The following is a 13,158-nucleotide window of genomic DNA, read 5'->3' on the forward strand; positions in this document are numbered from 1 at the left end:
AAACTCGTTTGTTTTTTTAGCCGATTTTCTTGGTTGGTTGACCTAAAAAAACATGACAATGGACTGATCGGTAGTTATTTTTCTTACTTGTTTTTTGTTTTTTTTACTAGAGATTTTTACAGAAAAGAAACTTCCAAATGAAGAACCAAATCTTTATACCTCCATTAAAAGCAATTTTTCTCTCTGTCTTTTTTGGGATTAGTTCTTTTTTTGCCTTCCCGATTTGGATGTCTTTTGATTTCTACATCGCGTTTTGTTTGGTATTGGTTTTATTTTCCACCTCTACCTTCCTTGTCTGTTTTTTTGCAGGTCAGTGGAAAGAGGTGATTGTATTGTCTTCCATTTTAATTTTGATCACTCAGTTTTATTTTCGGGATGAATTTCAAGTTTTAAAGTATATTCAGTTATCAGAAACTAATAGTGATTTGATGCCGAAAAACAAAGTAGTTGCTGGCGTTTCTTGTTTAGAACTAGAGGGGTTTGTTTTTGAGCCAAAATGGATGTTTTCTAAATCATTTTATCACAAATCAAAAGACATAAAAGGTAGAGACAATAGTCATTCTTCCCATTTTGTTTTGATTCCACTCGTAAATAAAAATGAACCTAAGGAAGGAATTCAGTTTTTGTCTATTGATGATAACCTATATCGCTTTCATCTGTGGCAAAAGGAAAATCGAGTGCCTACATTTGCTTTGGTTCTGCCTGAAACCGAAGATTTAAAAAAACTTACCTTGGAATGGATAACAAACTATCCAGAGATTCAAAGAGAAAAGATCACCTGGCTGCGGTTATATGATTCTAAGAAATGGTATTTTCAGAACACAAAGGAATTGGTTCTTTTGATTTCCTTTGTGGTACCAATTCTTTGGTTTTTGGTTGGATTTGTTTGGTTAGTAAAAATGGGAGTTAAGATCTTATTTTCAAAGTAGAAAGAATATCTTAGTTTATTTTTTGAATTACCTGCCAGAGCGATGTTCTCGCCAAAATACTTGCTTCAATACTCGGATGGGAAAATTCATCTCTGTAAAGAAATTTGCCATCTTGGTTGATAAACCGACATTCGTTTTCTGGACAAAATAAATCCATCAAATCGAGGATATAAAAATTAGAATGTTCTTCTTTTAAGCTTAGCAGTTTTTCATGAAGAGGTTTTCTTCTGTTTAAAGTTTCTTCTTTAGAAAAATACAAACACGGTGGATCTTGAAACTGATGCCACCATTGTTTGATTGCTAAATCAGGGTTACAATTGGATTCCCTTATAGCTGGAAGGGAATGTTGGAAAATGACTTTCAAATTTTTTTCTTTGCATTGGATTAGAAATTTGCTAAGTTCTTCACCGAATGGCTGCAACCGAGTCTCTGAGTCTAGAAAATCGTACAAATCATAAATCATGAGGATGACATCATTCGGTTTCAATTCACTCATTAATTCCGGTACAACATCTTTCCAGTAGTAGTCGTTGATTTTGTCCCATTTTCCATTAAAGGAAAGGTTTGGAGCCGGTGATCCTCCCCAGGTAGAAGTAACAGTAACTGTTCCTCCTTTTTCAGCAATCGTTTGAAACATATACACTTGGGCGGCACTATATGAATTTCCCAAAACTAAAAATTTGCGTTTGCCTTTGAATTCTTTTCCAAAAGAACAATTTTCTGTAGAAATCTTTTTTCCCACTTGGTTGTTCTCGGTGAGAACGCAGTCAATGGGGTTCCAAGTATCTGATCGGTGAGACACTGGTGATAATAAATTGTGAACACCTTTGGATTGTAAGGTTGCCGTTGAGCCAAGATAAAACGAACCTTTTTGATAAAAAGGGTAAAGGATAAAGTATACAAAAATAAAAAAACCAATAGCAGTTGAAATGGAAATAGTAATCGGAGATAAAAATCCTTTTTGGTTGAACCATTTCCATTCCGAATTTCGTAATGGAGTTTCAATGTAGCGGTAAGAAATGTAAGCGAAAGAAAAACAAACAATAAGTATAATGGGGATTAGGTTGTTTTTAACTCCAAATGTCCATCGAAAGAAGGTAATCACTGGCCAGTGCCATAAGTACAATGAATATGATAATAAACCTAGAAATGTGATAGGTTTCCATTGCAAAAGATTGATGATTGAACTTTTGGAATTCGAAAAAAATAGAGCACCTGCAGTGAAACATACAACAACAAGGTTATAGTATTTTTCAGGAAGTTTTGGATATTTTGAATCAAACAAAAAGACTAATAAAGCAGATATTAAAATCGGAAGCAGAATGTAAGATAAGTTCGAAATGATTTTTTTTCCGCGTTCAGACAGAGTTTCTGATTGATGTGAAAATAAAAAAATTAAGGAACCAATACTCAATTCCCAAAACCGACTATGGACATAGTAAAAAGACCGAATCGGGTTTTTGTAAAAGTGTTTTAGAAAAAATAATAGCGAAAGGATGGTTAGTAGAACTAGAAGCAAAATAAATATTTTTTTCTTTTTTGTTTTTTCCACCAATATCCAAAACAAAATAGGAAATAAGAGATAAAATTGTTCTTCCACACCGAGAGACCAAGTATGTGTGAATGCATTGAGTTCTGCAGTTGTGCTAAAGTAATCTGTTGCCGTACTCGCTAAGTATAAGTTTCCCACTCCAATAATGGAAAAGAGTCCTGTTTCTATGGTCATGTTCGTATGATGGGATTCATAAGAAGAAAATAGAAACGTAACCAAAACCGTAGTTGCCACTACTACAAACAATGCAGGGAACAAACGTTTGGACCGTCGAATCCAAAAGTTTTTTAAAAAGGGAAAGAACTCCATTTTTTCTTTTTCTAATAAGGATTTTGTAATCACAAACCCAGATAAAACAAAGAACATATCCACACCAAGATAACCATTTGGGAATAACCCTTGTTTTATGTGGTTGAGAATAACAGCGATTATGGCGATGGCTCTTAATCCATCGAGTTCCTTCCTATACATCGTAATGGACGACTCTATTTTTCTGAACCGTCGCGTCCAGAGGATTTTAGTTGAAAACCTAGGAATCATGTTCACTGAATGAACATTTTTACTTGACCTCGTTCAAAACCTGAACACATTTTGTTAAAATATGGGACTCAGGGGGCGAAGCTACGCCTACTCAAAGTCATACCATAACCCATTCGGGAACATTTCCTTCCATGAAAGAAAATTTCCAATACAATGATCACCACTTAAAACTCTTGCAGTTGCTTGAAGAAAACCCTCATTTATCCCAGCGGGATGCTTCGGATGTTTTGGGTCTTAGTTTAGGTAAGGTGAACTATATTTTGAAAGCCTTTTTAGATAAGGGCCTTATCAAAATGAATAACTTTCGGAATAATAAAAATAAACTTTCTTATACATACCTTCTGACTCCTCGGGGGATAGAAGAAAAGGCAAGAATGACTCTACATTTCTATGAAATCAAAAAAAGAGAATATGAAGCTCTGCGAACCGAAGTAGAAAAGTTAGGTGATATAGCGGAGGGATTAAGTTGAAAGGTATTATACTTGCTGGTGGTTCTGGAACAAGGTTGTATCCTCTCACAAGAGGAGTCGTGAAACAACTACTTCCTGTTTATGATAAACCAATGATTTATTATCCGTTATCTGTTTTGATGTTAGCGGGCATTCGAGAGATACTGATTATATCCACTCCGAACGATACCAAAAGATTCGAAGATTTATTCGGGGATGGAAGCGATTTAGGAATTAAAATCCAGTATAAAATTCAACCTTCACCAGATGGTTTGGCTCAAGCTTTTTTATTGGGTGAAGAGTTTATTGGAGATGATGACGTTTGTCTGGTACTTGGTGATAATATTTTTTATGGAGACGGGCTCATCCAGTTATTATCCGAAACAATTACCGAAGTGAAGGATTCTAAAAAAGCCGTCGTTTATGGATATAATGTAAAAGATCCAGAAAGGTATGGGGTCGCTGAATTAGATAAGGAAATGAATGTAATTTCCTTGGAGGAAAAACCTACAAACCCGAAAAGTAATATTGCCGTTGTGGGTTTGTATTTTTATCCCAAGGATGTTGTGAAACATGCAAAACAAGTATTACCTTCGGGAAGAGGGGAACTAGAGATTACGTCACTGAATCTTCTGTATTTATCTGAATCCAGATTAAAATGTAAGATGCTAGGCCGTGGGTTCGCCTGGTTGGATACGGGAACTTACGATAGTCTTTTGGAAGCATCAAACTTCATTGAAGTGATTGAAAAAAGACAAGGCCTTAAGATTGCTTGTTTGGAAGAAATTGCATATAGAAAGAGTTTTATCTCTTTAGAAACTTTGAAAAAACATGCGATTCTCAATCAGAAAAATCAATATGGTTCCTATCTTTGGGATATCGTAAATTCGGCAGAAAATTAAATGGCCAAAAAAACAATTTTAGTTACAGGTTCCGCCGGTTTTATCGGATCCAATTTTGTTCCTTATTTATTAGATACCGATAAGGATGTTCATATTGTTAGTTTAGATAAACTAACTTATGCGGGAAACTTAGAAAATTTATCTGAGGTTTCTGGAAATAGTAGGCATCGTTTTTTTGAAGGCGATATTTGTGATTCGCAAATTTTGGATCAGTTATTTGCAGAGTTTTCCTTTGATGTTGTGATTCATTTTGCTGCAGAAAGTCATGTAGATAATTCGATTCATAATCCAAAGATTTTTTTGGAAACGAATATCATTGGTACGTTTCAATTATTACAAAAGGCATATAAAACTTGGTTTCATGCTCCGTTTCAATTCAAGGAAGAATTTAAAAATTCAAAGTTCATTCATATCTCTACTGATGAAGTATTTGGTTCCTTAGGTGAAGAAGGTTTTTTTACGGAATCCTCTCCTTACCAACCCAATTCTCCTTACAGTGCCAGTAAGGCATCCTCTGATCATTTGGTGCGTAGTTATTTTCATACTTACGGTTTGCCAGTTTTGATTACGAATTGTTCTAATAACTATGGCCCGAAACAACATGACGAAAAGTTGATTCCTACAATCATTCGAAATGCTCTTTCTGAAAAAAATATACCTATTTATGGAAAGGGTATTAATGTTCGGGATTGGCTTTTTGTTTTGGACCATGCAAAAGGAATCGAAAGAGTTTTGTCAAAAGGATTACCTGGCGAAACCTATAATATTGGTGGGAATAATGAGTTAACCAATAACCAAGTGGTTTCTATTATTTGTGAACACTTGGACAAACTAAAACCACGAAAAAATGGAAAAAGTTATTCGGACTTAATCACTTATGTAACGGATCGTCCAGGGCATGACAAACGTTACGCGATAGATGCTACTAAGATGAAGGAAAAATTACATTGGAATCCGGAAGAAACATTTTCGACAGGGATTTTAAAAACCATCGATTGGTACATTTCAAAATATAATTCGAATTAATGATCAAAACAACGAAGAATGGAATCAGTAGAATAAAATTATGAATAAAAATTCTAAAATTTACGTCGCGGGTCATCGAGGTTTGGTGGGTTCTGCCCTTGTCCGAGTTTTGGAACGACAAGGTTATTCGAATGTGATTGGGCGGTCTAGGACAGAGCTCGATTTAACGAACCAATCGGAAGTGAACCGATTTTTCGAATCGGAAAGACCAGAATATGTTTTTTTGGCAGCTGCAAAGGTAGGAGGGATTCATGCAAATGATACCTATCCGGCGGAATTTATTTTCTCTAACTTGCAGATTCAAAACAATATTATCGATGCAACATATCGTTATGAAGGGAAAAAATTGTGTTTTCTTGGATCCTCTTGTATTTATCCAAAATTTGCAAAACAACCCATGGACGAAGGACAGCTATTAGATGGTAAACTTGAGCCAACAAATGAACCTTATGCTGTAGCAAAAATTGCAGGTATCGTGATGTGCCAAAGTTACAACCGGCAATATGGCACAGATTTTTTTTCGGTGATGCCCACAAACCTTTATGGGCCTGGGGATAATTACCATCCACAAAACTCCCATGTTCTTCCTGCTTTGTTAAGAAGATTTCATGAAGCTAAAGTAAATGATCTTCCTGAAGTTGTGATTTGGGGAACAGGCAATCCTTTGCGTGAGTTTTTGTTTTCTGACGATATGGCGAGAGCCTGTGTTTTTTTGATGCAAAACTATAATGAGTTTCGAGAGGCTCGTGGTGGCGAACATGTAAATGTTGGGTCGGGAATCGAAGTAAGCATTCGCGAACTTGCAGAAACTCTCAAAGATGTCGTTGGTTATAAAGGAAAATTAACTTTTGATTTGACCAAACCTGATGGAACTCCAAGGAAATTATTGGATGTTTCTAAGTTACATCGAATGGGTTGGAAACATGAAGTTGAGTTAAGAGAAGGGATCAAATTAGCATATGATGATTTCCTTTTGAATGGTGGAGTAGAAAGGTAAAAAGGGAAAAAATAGCCCCCTTTTTTACCAGTGGCTTAAATATTAAATTAAGGGTATAAAAAAGTTTTGGATTAAAACTTTTTACGATAAAACTGAGAAAACAATGAATAGAAATGCAACATTAATCGATCTTTTTAAGTCAATGTTTAAAAATTGGAATTTAATTATTCAGATGACTAGGAGAGAAATTTTAATCCGCTACAAGGGCTCATTTTTGGGCTTGATATGGGCAATCGTAAATCCAATGATAATGTTGGGTATTTATACACTTATATTTGGTGTGATCTTTCGTGCTGATTGGGGTGGGCGGATGGGTAATAATTCCGACTTTGCCTTTACATTATTTGTTGGCCTAACAGTTTATCAGCTCTTCAGTGAGGCGTTAATAAAATCGCCTATGCTAATTGTTAATAATGCAAATTTCGTGAAAAAAGTTATTTTTCCTCTTGAGATTCTTCCTTTCGTAAGTTTGTTAGCTTCTCTATTTCAAATGTTTATTAATTTATTAATTCTAATTGGATACTTGGTTTTTTTTAAGAAGGTCTTTTTTGTTAGTATGATTTTTTTTCCTATTATCATTATTCCTCATATCCTTTTTACACTAGGAGTTTCCTATTTTTTCTCATCAATTTCTGTTTTTATTAGGGATGCCAATCAAATAGTTACTTATATTGCAACTTTAGTATTATACGTTACACCGATATTTTATCCGCTATCTGCGGTGCCTGAAAAGCTTAGATATTTAACTTTATTGAACCCAATTTCTTATGTAGTAGAAGAAGCTAGAAATTCCGTTGTATTTGGTTTGACTCCACAATTTTTGCCACTAGCGGTTTATGCAGTCATCAGTGTTATCATTTTAGCTTTGGGTTATTATTTTTTTCAAAGGACAAAACCACTTTTTGCTGATGTTCTATAGTATTGTTTAATAAAACAGAAATTCTTACTTTTGATTTTTTCCGTGGGTTAAGTGCCTTTTTGGTCTTTGTAACCCATGGGCTATCAGGTTTTTTGACTTACCTATCGATGGTAGAAATGTTTTCTAAATCTCTTCTTTTCTTGGTGGAGGTTCCGTAATTGTTTTTTTTATATAATAAAGATGCTGAGTTTATGAGATTTGAGCTTACTAAAAAAGCTTTGTTTTGTTTTTTTCATGAATTTGCGTATTTGAATAGGGCGCTTTACCACATTCTCTTTTTTGTCGCTTTGTTTGTCTCATTTTTTCTTAGTAGGTTCGTAGCTAAGTTTGTCGAATCACTTCGTTTTGTTTCTAGAAAAAGCTGAAAAGATTGAAATGGTTAATGTGGATTCAAATAAACATTTTATTGCTTTAATACCTGCAAGAGGTGGCTCGAAAGGCGTTAAACGAAAAAACATTCGCCTTCTCAATGGGAAGCCACTTCTGACCTATACCGCTGAAGCTGCAAAATCTTCAAAATATATATCTCGTATTTTTTTATCATCTGATGACGAAGAGATTTTGCAACTTGGGAAAAATCTAGGTTTGGAACTGGTTATGCGTCCTGAAAATGTGAGTAGTGACAAGTCAACTGCGAATGAAGTAATTGCACATTTTGTAAAGGTATCTTCTGATGAATTTTTAGAGAATACATTTTTAGTTTATCTTCAGCCTACTTCCCCTTTGCGAACTAGCTTTCATATAGATTCAGCGATCGAAGTTTTATTAGGAAATAATGAAGGTTCTGTGGTTAGCGTTACACTTTTAGAAAAAAATCCATTTAAAGCATATTTGATTGATCAGCATGGTCATCTGAATCCTTTAATGGGAGAAAAATATCTAAATATGAATCGGCAGGATTTGCCAGATGTGTACGTTCCTAATGGTGCAATTTATATTTTTAGTTTAAGCGAATTTTTGAAAACAGGTAGGATACCTACAAACAAAAGTCTACCTTTTGTTATGAATTCAGATGTGAGTAGAGATATCGACACTGAAAAGGATCTTATTGAAGCAGAATTATTTTTAAAAGGAAAGAACAATGGCTAAATTTTTAATCGGAAATCGCTGGGTTGGTGATGATTACCCTCCTTTGGTTATCGCAGAGATCGGAATAAATCATGAAGGTTCATTAGATGTAGCTATAGAAATGGTCGATGCAGCTATTGGTGCTGGTGCAGAAGTTATTAAACATCAGACGCATATTGTTGAGGATGAAATGTCCGAGGAGGCAAAGGGAAAAATACCTGGAAATGCGGATGTTTCGATTTATGAAATTATGCAACGATGTTCTTTGAACGAAGAAGAAGAATTTACCCTTATGAATTACGTAAAAGATCGTGGGAAAATTTTTATTAGCACACCATTTTCTCGGGAAGCATTTTTTAGATTGAAAAAATTTAATATTCCAGCTATTAAAATCGGTTCTGGCGAGTGTAATAACTATCCATTAATTAAATTAGTATCATCAATGAAAGTACCAGTAATTTTAAGCACTGGTATGAATTCAATAGAGACGATTGCGCCAAGTGTGGATATTTTTCGTAGAAATAATGTGCCATTTGCGTTATTACATTGCACAAATGTTTATCCTACTGCACCTGAGGATATACGTCTAGATGCAATGGTGGCTCTTAAAGAAAAATTTCCAGATGCAGTAATTGGGTTATCAGATCATAGCCTCACGAATTATCCTTGCTTGGGAGCTGTAGCTTTAGGTGCATCCATATTGGAAAAACATTTCACAGATAGTAAAGATCGCCCAGGTCCTGATATCGTTTGTTCAATGGATCCAACGGATTTACATAATATGATAGAAGGTTCTAATTTAATTTTTAGATCGAAACAAGGTAATCTGAAAACGGCCGTTGACTCGGAAGCACCTACAATTGCTTTTGCTTTTGCGTCTGTAGTTTCAATTCGAGATATCGCTGAAGGTGAAATGCTAACTGAAGAGAATATTTGGGTTAAGAGACCGCACGGTGGAGACTTTGAGGCAAAAGATTTTGAAAGGTTAATCGGTAGTAAGGCAACTCGCTTTATAGCCAAAAACAGACAGCTAAAGAAAGACGATATTAAAGAAAATGAGTAAAAAAATAAAGTTACTTTTTTTAACAGGCACCAGAGCAGATTTTGGCAAATTAAAAACCTTGATGAAAAAGATTGAGGGAAATGAAAGATATGAATTGCTAATCTTCGTTACTGGTATGCATCTATTGTCAAAATATGGATACACTTGCGAAGAAGTTGAAAAGGAAGGTTTTCAACGTATTCATAAATTTATAAATCAAAATTCGAACGATTCCATGGATCATATATTATCAAAAACAATCATGGGATTGTCAGATTATATTCACGAAAATTCTCCAGATATGTTGATAATTCACGGAGATAGAGTTGAAGCACTTGCTGGTGCAGCAGTAGGAGCACTTAACAATATACTTGTTGGACATATTGAGGGAGGTGAGGTATCTGGAACTGTTGATGAATTGATTCGACATAGCGTCACAAAATTATCAAACGTTCATTTTGTATCTAATATAGAAGCCCAAAAGAGATTACTTCAATTGGGTGAGTCGGAGGAGTCTATTTATGTAATAGGTTCACCTGATGTCGATGTAATGAATTCCGATACGCTACCGACTCTAGCAAATGTCAAAGAAAGATATGGATTTGATTTTAGTGAGTATGCTATTTTGTTATTTCACCCTGTTACAACTGAAATAGACTCACTGAAATCAGATATAAGAAAGGTCGTAGATTCTGTAATAAGTAGTAATAAAAATTTCATTGTAATCTATCCGAATAACGATTTGGGAAGTGACATCATAATTGAAGAGTATGAAAGGCTACGGACTTTGAAAAATATCCGTATATATCCATCGATGAGGTTTGAATATTTTTTAACATTATTAAAAAATGCCAGCTTTATGGTTGGGAATTCCAGTGCTGGAGTAAGAGAAGCGCCACATTATGGAGTTCCTTCTGTAAACCTTGGTACAAGACAATTTAATAGAGTTAATTGTGATTCAGTAATCAATTGTTCTATCGATAGTATGGAAATTAGTGATAGTTTTGATAAGGTTTTACATACTTCCAGAGAAAGGACTGAAAATTTTGGAATTGGTAACAGTGCAGAGAAATTTTTGGAAATTTTAGATATGGAAAACTTTTGGAGAAGAAACTCACAGAAATATTTCATAGACAGAGAGTTCGTATGAGAGTAATTGCACGCTTAGATATAAAAAATGATTCTGTAATCAAGGGAATTCATCTTGAGGGCTTAAGGAAAGTCGGAGATCCTAATATATTAGCGAAGCGGTATTATGAGGATGGGATAGATGAAATACTGCTCATAGACAGTGTTGCAAGTCTATATGGTCGAAATAATTTGTTCGATGTGTTAAGAAAGGCATCTCAGGAAGTTTTTGTCCCAATTACGATTGGCGGTGGTTTACGCAACCTTGACGATGTATCTTTTGCTTTAGATTCAGGTGCAGATAAAATTGCAATAAACACTGCTGCAGTAGAAAGGCCAGATTTAATTGAGGAAATCGCAAAAAAATATGGAAGTCAATGTGTAGTAGCTTCAATTCAGGCCAAAAAGAAAAATGAGAATGATTGGGAAGTTTATAAAGAAACCGGAAGAGAAAAAACTGGAATTAGGGTTTCTGAGTGGGTAAAACAATTAGAATCCCTTGGTGCAGGAGAAATTTTGCTTACCTCTGTGGACAAAGAGGGAACGAAATCAGGATTTGATAAAGAACTTTCTAAAATGGTTAATGAATTAGTTAATATTCCGGTGATTGTCAGCGGTGGATTTGGCGAACGCGAACATCTGGTTCAATTGAAAAATGTTGTTCATCCAAGTGGTATAGCTTTTGCAAGTGTTTTGCATTACAATGTTTTTTCTAGTTTAGATTTGAGCGAAATGGTTAACCAGGTTTTTTGTTAAAATGAAATATGTTGCAATTATTAATTACGGACTAGGAAATTTGCGAAGCGTACAAAATGCTTTCTCATATTTAGGGATTGAAACCAAAATTACGAAAGATGTCAATGAAATTGCCAATGCAAGTGGGATTGTTATTCCCGGTGTTGGTGCCTTTCCGAAAGCTATGAAAAATCTGATGAATGAGAATTTAATTCCGATTCTTAAAGAATATAAAAGTAAAGGAAAGCCGATTCTAGGTATTTGCTTAGGTATGCAAATTCTATTTTCGATAGGATTTGAACATCAAGAGACAGAAGGCCTCAATTGGATATCTGGTGAAGTAAAGAAAATTGGCAATGGTATAAGATTACCCCATATATCTTGGGCGAACGTTAAATCTACCAATACGAATTCTTGGGTATTTAATGGTTTGAACCCAGAACACTTACGTTTTTACTTTGTACATAGTTTTTCAGCACAGAATGTAGATCCGAGTAATGTAGTAGCCGTAACAAACTATGACGGACATTCCATTGTTGCAATTGTGCAGAATGAAAACGTAATTGGAATGCAGTTTCATCCGGAAAAAAGTGGTAAAGTCGGATTACAGCTTTTAAAGAATTTTTGTATCAAATGTGGAATAGAAGTTAAGGAATAAAAATGGCAGAAGCATATTTTGGATTACCCAAAGAAGTTTTATTTTGTAAAAAATGCGTTATCTCGAATCAGCGACCAAGTTCAACAGTTGAATTCAAGCACAAAAAAGAAGAGGCGAAGAAAACCATCGGATTTGGAAGTGATCAGATCTGTGCAGCTTGCGAATACCATGCTACTAAAGAATCCGAAATAGATTGGAAAAAAAGGGAAGAAAATCTATTACGAACGTTGGATAAATTTAGAGGGAAGGGTGATGGATATGATGTTATTGTTCCTGGAAGCGGCGGAAAAGACAGCGCCTTTACTTCTCATATTTTAAAATATAAATATGGGATGAATCCTTTAACTGTAACCTGGGCACCACATAAGTATACTAATATCGGTTGGGAAAATTTTGAAAATTGGATGCATGTAGGTGGTTTAGATAATATACTATTTACTCCAAATGGTAAATTACATCGCTATCTAACACAGCAGGCATTTCTTAATTTACTGCATCCTTTTCAGCCATTCATAGTTGGACAACGAATCATTGGTCCGTTGATGGCTGCAAAATTTGGTGTCAAATTAGTAATGTATGGCGAAAATCAAGCGGAATATGGAAACGAAGTATCTGAGAATTATATTCCAGTTATGGACAGAAAGTTTTTTTCCATTTCAGATCCGATGGAAATTATTTTAGGCGGAAAACCTATAAAAGATATTTTATCAGAAACTTCCTTTAAACTAGAAGATTTTACTCCATATATTCCGCCAAGTGCTGACTATTTAGAAAGTAAGGATGTTGAAGTTCATTATTTAGGTTATTATCTGAAGTGGGATCCACAGGAATGTTATTATTATGCAGTAGAGAACACTGGTTTTAAGGCAAACACAGAAAGAACCGAAGGTACATATTCAAAATACAGTAGCATTGATGATCGAATTGATATGTTCCATTATTTCACAACATTAATTAAGTTTGGCATCGGCCGAGCAACATATGATGCGGCTCAGGAAATCAGGAATTCAAAAATCACCAGGGAAGAGGGAGTTAGATTGGTTAAAAAATATGATCAAGAATTTCCTTCAAAATATTTTAAAGATTTCTTGGAATATATTGACGTTACTGAAGAAAAATTTTGGGAAACAGTAGATAAATTTCGCTCTCCACATCTTTGGAAAAAAGAAAATTCAACCTGGAAACTTTTACACCAAGTAGAGTAGAGGCATCT

Annotated in this window: 13 protein-coding genes; 12 read left to right on the forward strand and 1 reads right to left on the reverse strand. The window is 34.8% G+C overall.

All coding sequences use genetic code 11. From position 1 onward, the window contains the following. Window positions 1-137 precede the first annotated feature (137 nt). Window positions 138-929 (forward strand): hypothetical protein, encoded by a 792-nt coding sequence (locus EHQ70_RS01520; RefSeq protein ID WP_135583222.1) that lies wholly within the window; start codon window positions 138-140, stop codon window positions 927-929. 10 nt (window positions 930-939) lie between these two features. Here the strand turns inward: EHQ70_RS01520 and EHQ70_RS01525 are convergent, their stop codons facing one another. Continuing rightward, window positions 940-2,952, reverse strand: coding sequence for an acyltransferase family protein (locus EHQ70_RS01525; RefSeq protein WP_135583223.1), 2,013 nt, complete (start codon window positions 2,950-2,952; stop codon window positions 940-942). A 200-nt stretch (window positions 2,953-3,152) separates the two neighbouring features. Between EHQ70_RS01525 and EHQ70_RS01530 the strand changes: the two genes are divergently transcribed. The 11 genes from EHQ70_RS01530 to EHQ70_RS01580 all read left to right on the forward strand — a co-directional run bounded on the left by EHQ70_RS01530 (window position 3,153) and on the right by EHQ70_RS01580 (window position 13,150). After that, complete coding sequence (locus EHQ70_RS01530) at window positions 3,153-3,491, forward strand: MarR family EPS-associated transcriptional regulator (protein ID WP_135583224.1); 339 nt, start codon at window positions 3,153-3,155, stop codon at window positions 3,489-3,491. Next, window positions 3,488-4,372, forward strand: coding sequence for a glucose-1-phosphate thymidylyltransferase RfbA (gene rfbA, locus EHQ70_RS01535; protein ID WP_135583225.1), 885 nt, complete (start codon window positions 3,488-3,490; stop codon window positions 4,370-4,372). Before EHQ70_RS01530 ends, rfbA begins: the two co-directional genes overlap by 4 nt. After that, the gene (gene rfbB, locus EHQ70_RS01540) at window positions 4,373-5,398 is read left to right on the forward strand and encodes a dTDP-glucose 4,6-dehydratase (protein WP_135583226.1); all 1,026 of its coding nucleotides are present in this window, start codon (window positions 4,373-4,375) and stop codon (window positions 5,396-5,398) included. It abuts the gene before it with no gap. A gap of 40 nt (window positions 5,399-5,438) precedes the next feature. Continuing rightward, window positions 5,439-6,395 carry a GDP-L-fucose synthase gene (gene fcl / locus EHQ70_RS01545; RefSeq protein ID WP_135583227.1) on the forward strand — a complete coding sequence of 319 codons (957 nt, stop codon included), beginning with the start codon at window positions 5,439-5,441 and terminating at the stop codon, window positions 6,393-6,395. A gap of 103 nt (window positions 6,396-6,498) precedes the next feature. Beyond that, window positions 6,499-7,314 carry an ABC transporter permease gene (locus EHQ70_RS01550; RefSeq protein WP_135583228.1) on the forward strand — a complete coding sequence of 272 codons (816 nt, stop codon included), beginning with the start codon at window positions 6,499-6,501 and terminating at the stop codon, window positions 7,312-7,314. 345 nt (window positions 7,315-7,659) lie between these two features. Beyond that, the gene (locus EHQ70_RS01555) at window positions 7,660-8,403 is read left to right on the forward strand and encodes an acylneuraminate cytidylyltransferase family protein (protein WP_135583229.1); all 744 of its coding nucleotides are present in this window, start codon (window positions 7,660-7,662) and stop codon (window positions 8,401-8,403) included. Beyond that, complete coding sequence (locus EHQ70_RS01560) at window positions 8,396-9,445, forward strand: N-acetylneuraminate synthase family protein (protein ID WP_135583230.1); 1,050 nt, start codon at window positions 8,396-8,398, stop codon at window positions 9,443-9,445. The genes EHQ70_RS01555 and EHQ70_RS01560 overlap by 8 nt, the downstream gene beginning before the upstream one ends. After that, window positions 9,438-10,574 carry a UDP-N-acetylglucosamine 2-epimerase gene (gene neuC, locus EHQ70_RS01565; protein ID WP_135583231.1) on the forward strand — a complete coding sequence of 379 codons (1,137 nt, stop codon included), beginning with the start codon at window positions 9,438-9,440 and terminating at the stop codon, window positions 10,572-10,574. The genes EHQ70_RS01560 and neuC overlap by 8 nt, the downstream gene beginning before the upstream one ends. Then, entirely contained in the window at window positions 10,571-11,308 is a 738-nt protein-coding gene (gene hisF / locus EHQ70_RS01570) for an imidazole glycerol phosphate synthase subunit HisF (protein ID WP_135583232.1), read from the forward strand. Before neuC ends, hisF begins: the two co-directional genes overlap by 4 nt. 1 nt (window position 11,309) lies before the next feature. Continuing rightward, the gene (gene hisH, locus EHQ70_RS01575; RefSeq protein ID WP_135583233.1) at window positions 11,310-11,945 is read left to right on the forward strand and encodes an imidazole glycerol phosphate synthase subunit HisH; all 636 of its coding nucleotides are present in this window, start codon (window positions 11,310-11,312) and stop codon (window positions 11,943-11,945) included. Window positions 11,946-11,947: 2 nt separating this feature from the next. Then, a complete protein-coding gene (locus EHQ70_RS01580; RefSeq protein WP_135583234.1) occupies window positions 11,948-13,150 on the forward strand; it encodes an N-acetyl sugar amidotransferase in 1,203 nt (400 codons plus the stop codon). The last annotated feature ends 8 nt before the right edge of the window (window positions 13,151-13,158 follow it).

The organism is Leptospira congkakensis, assembly GCF_004770265.1.
GTDB classification, from domain to species: Bacteria; Spirochaetota; Leptospiria; order Leptospirales; family Leptospiraceae; genus Leptospira_A; species Leptospira_A congkakensis.

Coding starts and splice junctions, on each gene's coding strand:
- EHQ70_RS01520 (WP_135583222.1), top strand. CDS start 138: ATGAAGAACCAAATCTTTATACCTCCATTAAAAGCAATTTTTCTCTCT.
- EHQ70_RS01525 (WP_135583223.1), bottom strand. CDS start 2,952: ATGTATAGGAAGGAACTCGATGGATTAAGAGCCATCGCCATAATCGCT.
- EHQ70_RS01530 (WP_135583224.1), top strand. CDS start 3,153: ATGAAAGAAAATTTCCAATACAATGATCACCACTTAAAACTCTTGCAG.
- rfbB (WP_135583226.1), top strand. CDS start 4,373: ATGGCCAAAAAAACAATTTTAGTTACAGGTTCCGCCGGTTTTATCGGA.
- fcl (WP_135583227.1), top strand. CDS start 5,439: ATGAATAAAAATTCTAAAATTTACGTCGCGGGTCATCGAGGTTTGGTG.
- EHQ70_RS01550 (WP_135583228.1), top strand. CDS start 6,499: ATGAATAGAAATGCAACATTAATCGATCTTTTTAAGTCAATGTTTAAA.
- EHQ70_RS01560 (WP_135583230.1), top strand. CDS start 8,396: ATGGCTAAATTTTTAATCGGAAATCGCTGGGTTGGTGATGATTACCCT.
- neuC (WP_135583231.1), top strand. CDS start 9,438: ATGAGTAAAAAAATAAAGTTACTTTTTTTAACAGGCACCAGAGCAGAT.
- hisF (WP_135583232.1), top strand. CDS start 10,571: ATGAGAGTAATTGCACGCTTAGATATAAAAAATGATTCTGTAATCAAG.
- hisH (WP_135583233.1), top strand. CDS start 11,310: ATGAAATATGTTGCAATTATTAATTACGGACTAGGAAATTTGCGAAGC.
- EHQ70_RS01580 (WP_135583234.1), top strand. CDS start 11,948: ATGGCAGAAGCATATTTTGGATTACCCAAAGAAGTTTTATTTTGTAAA.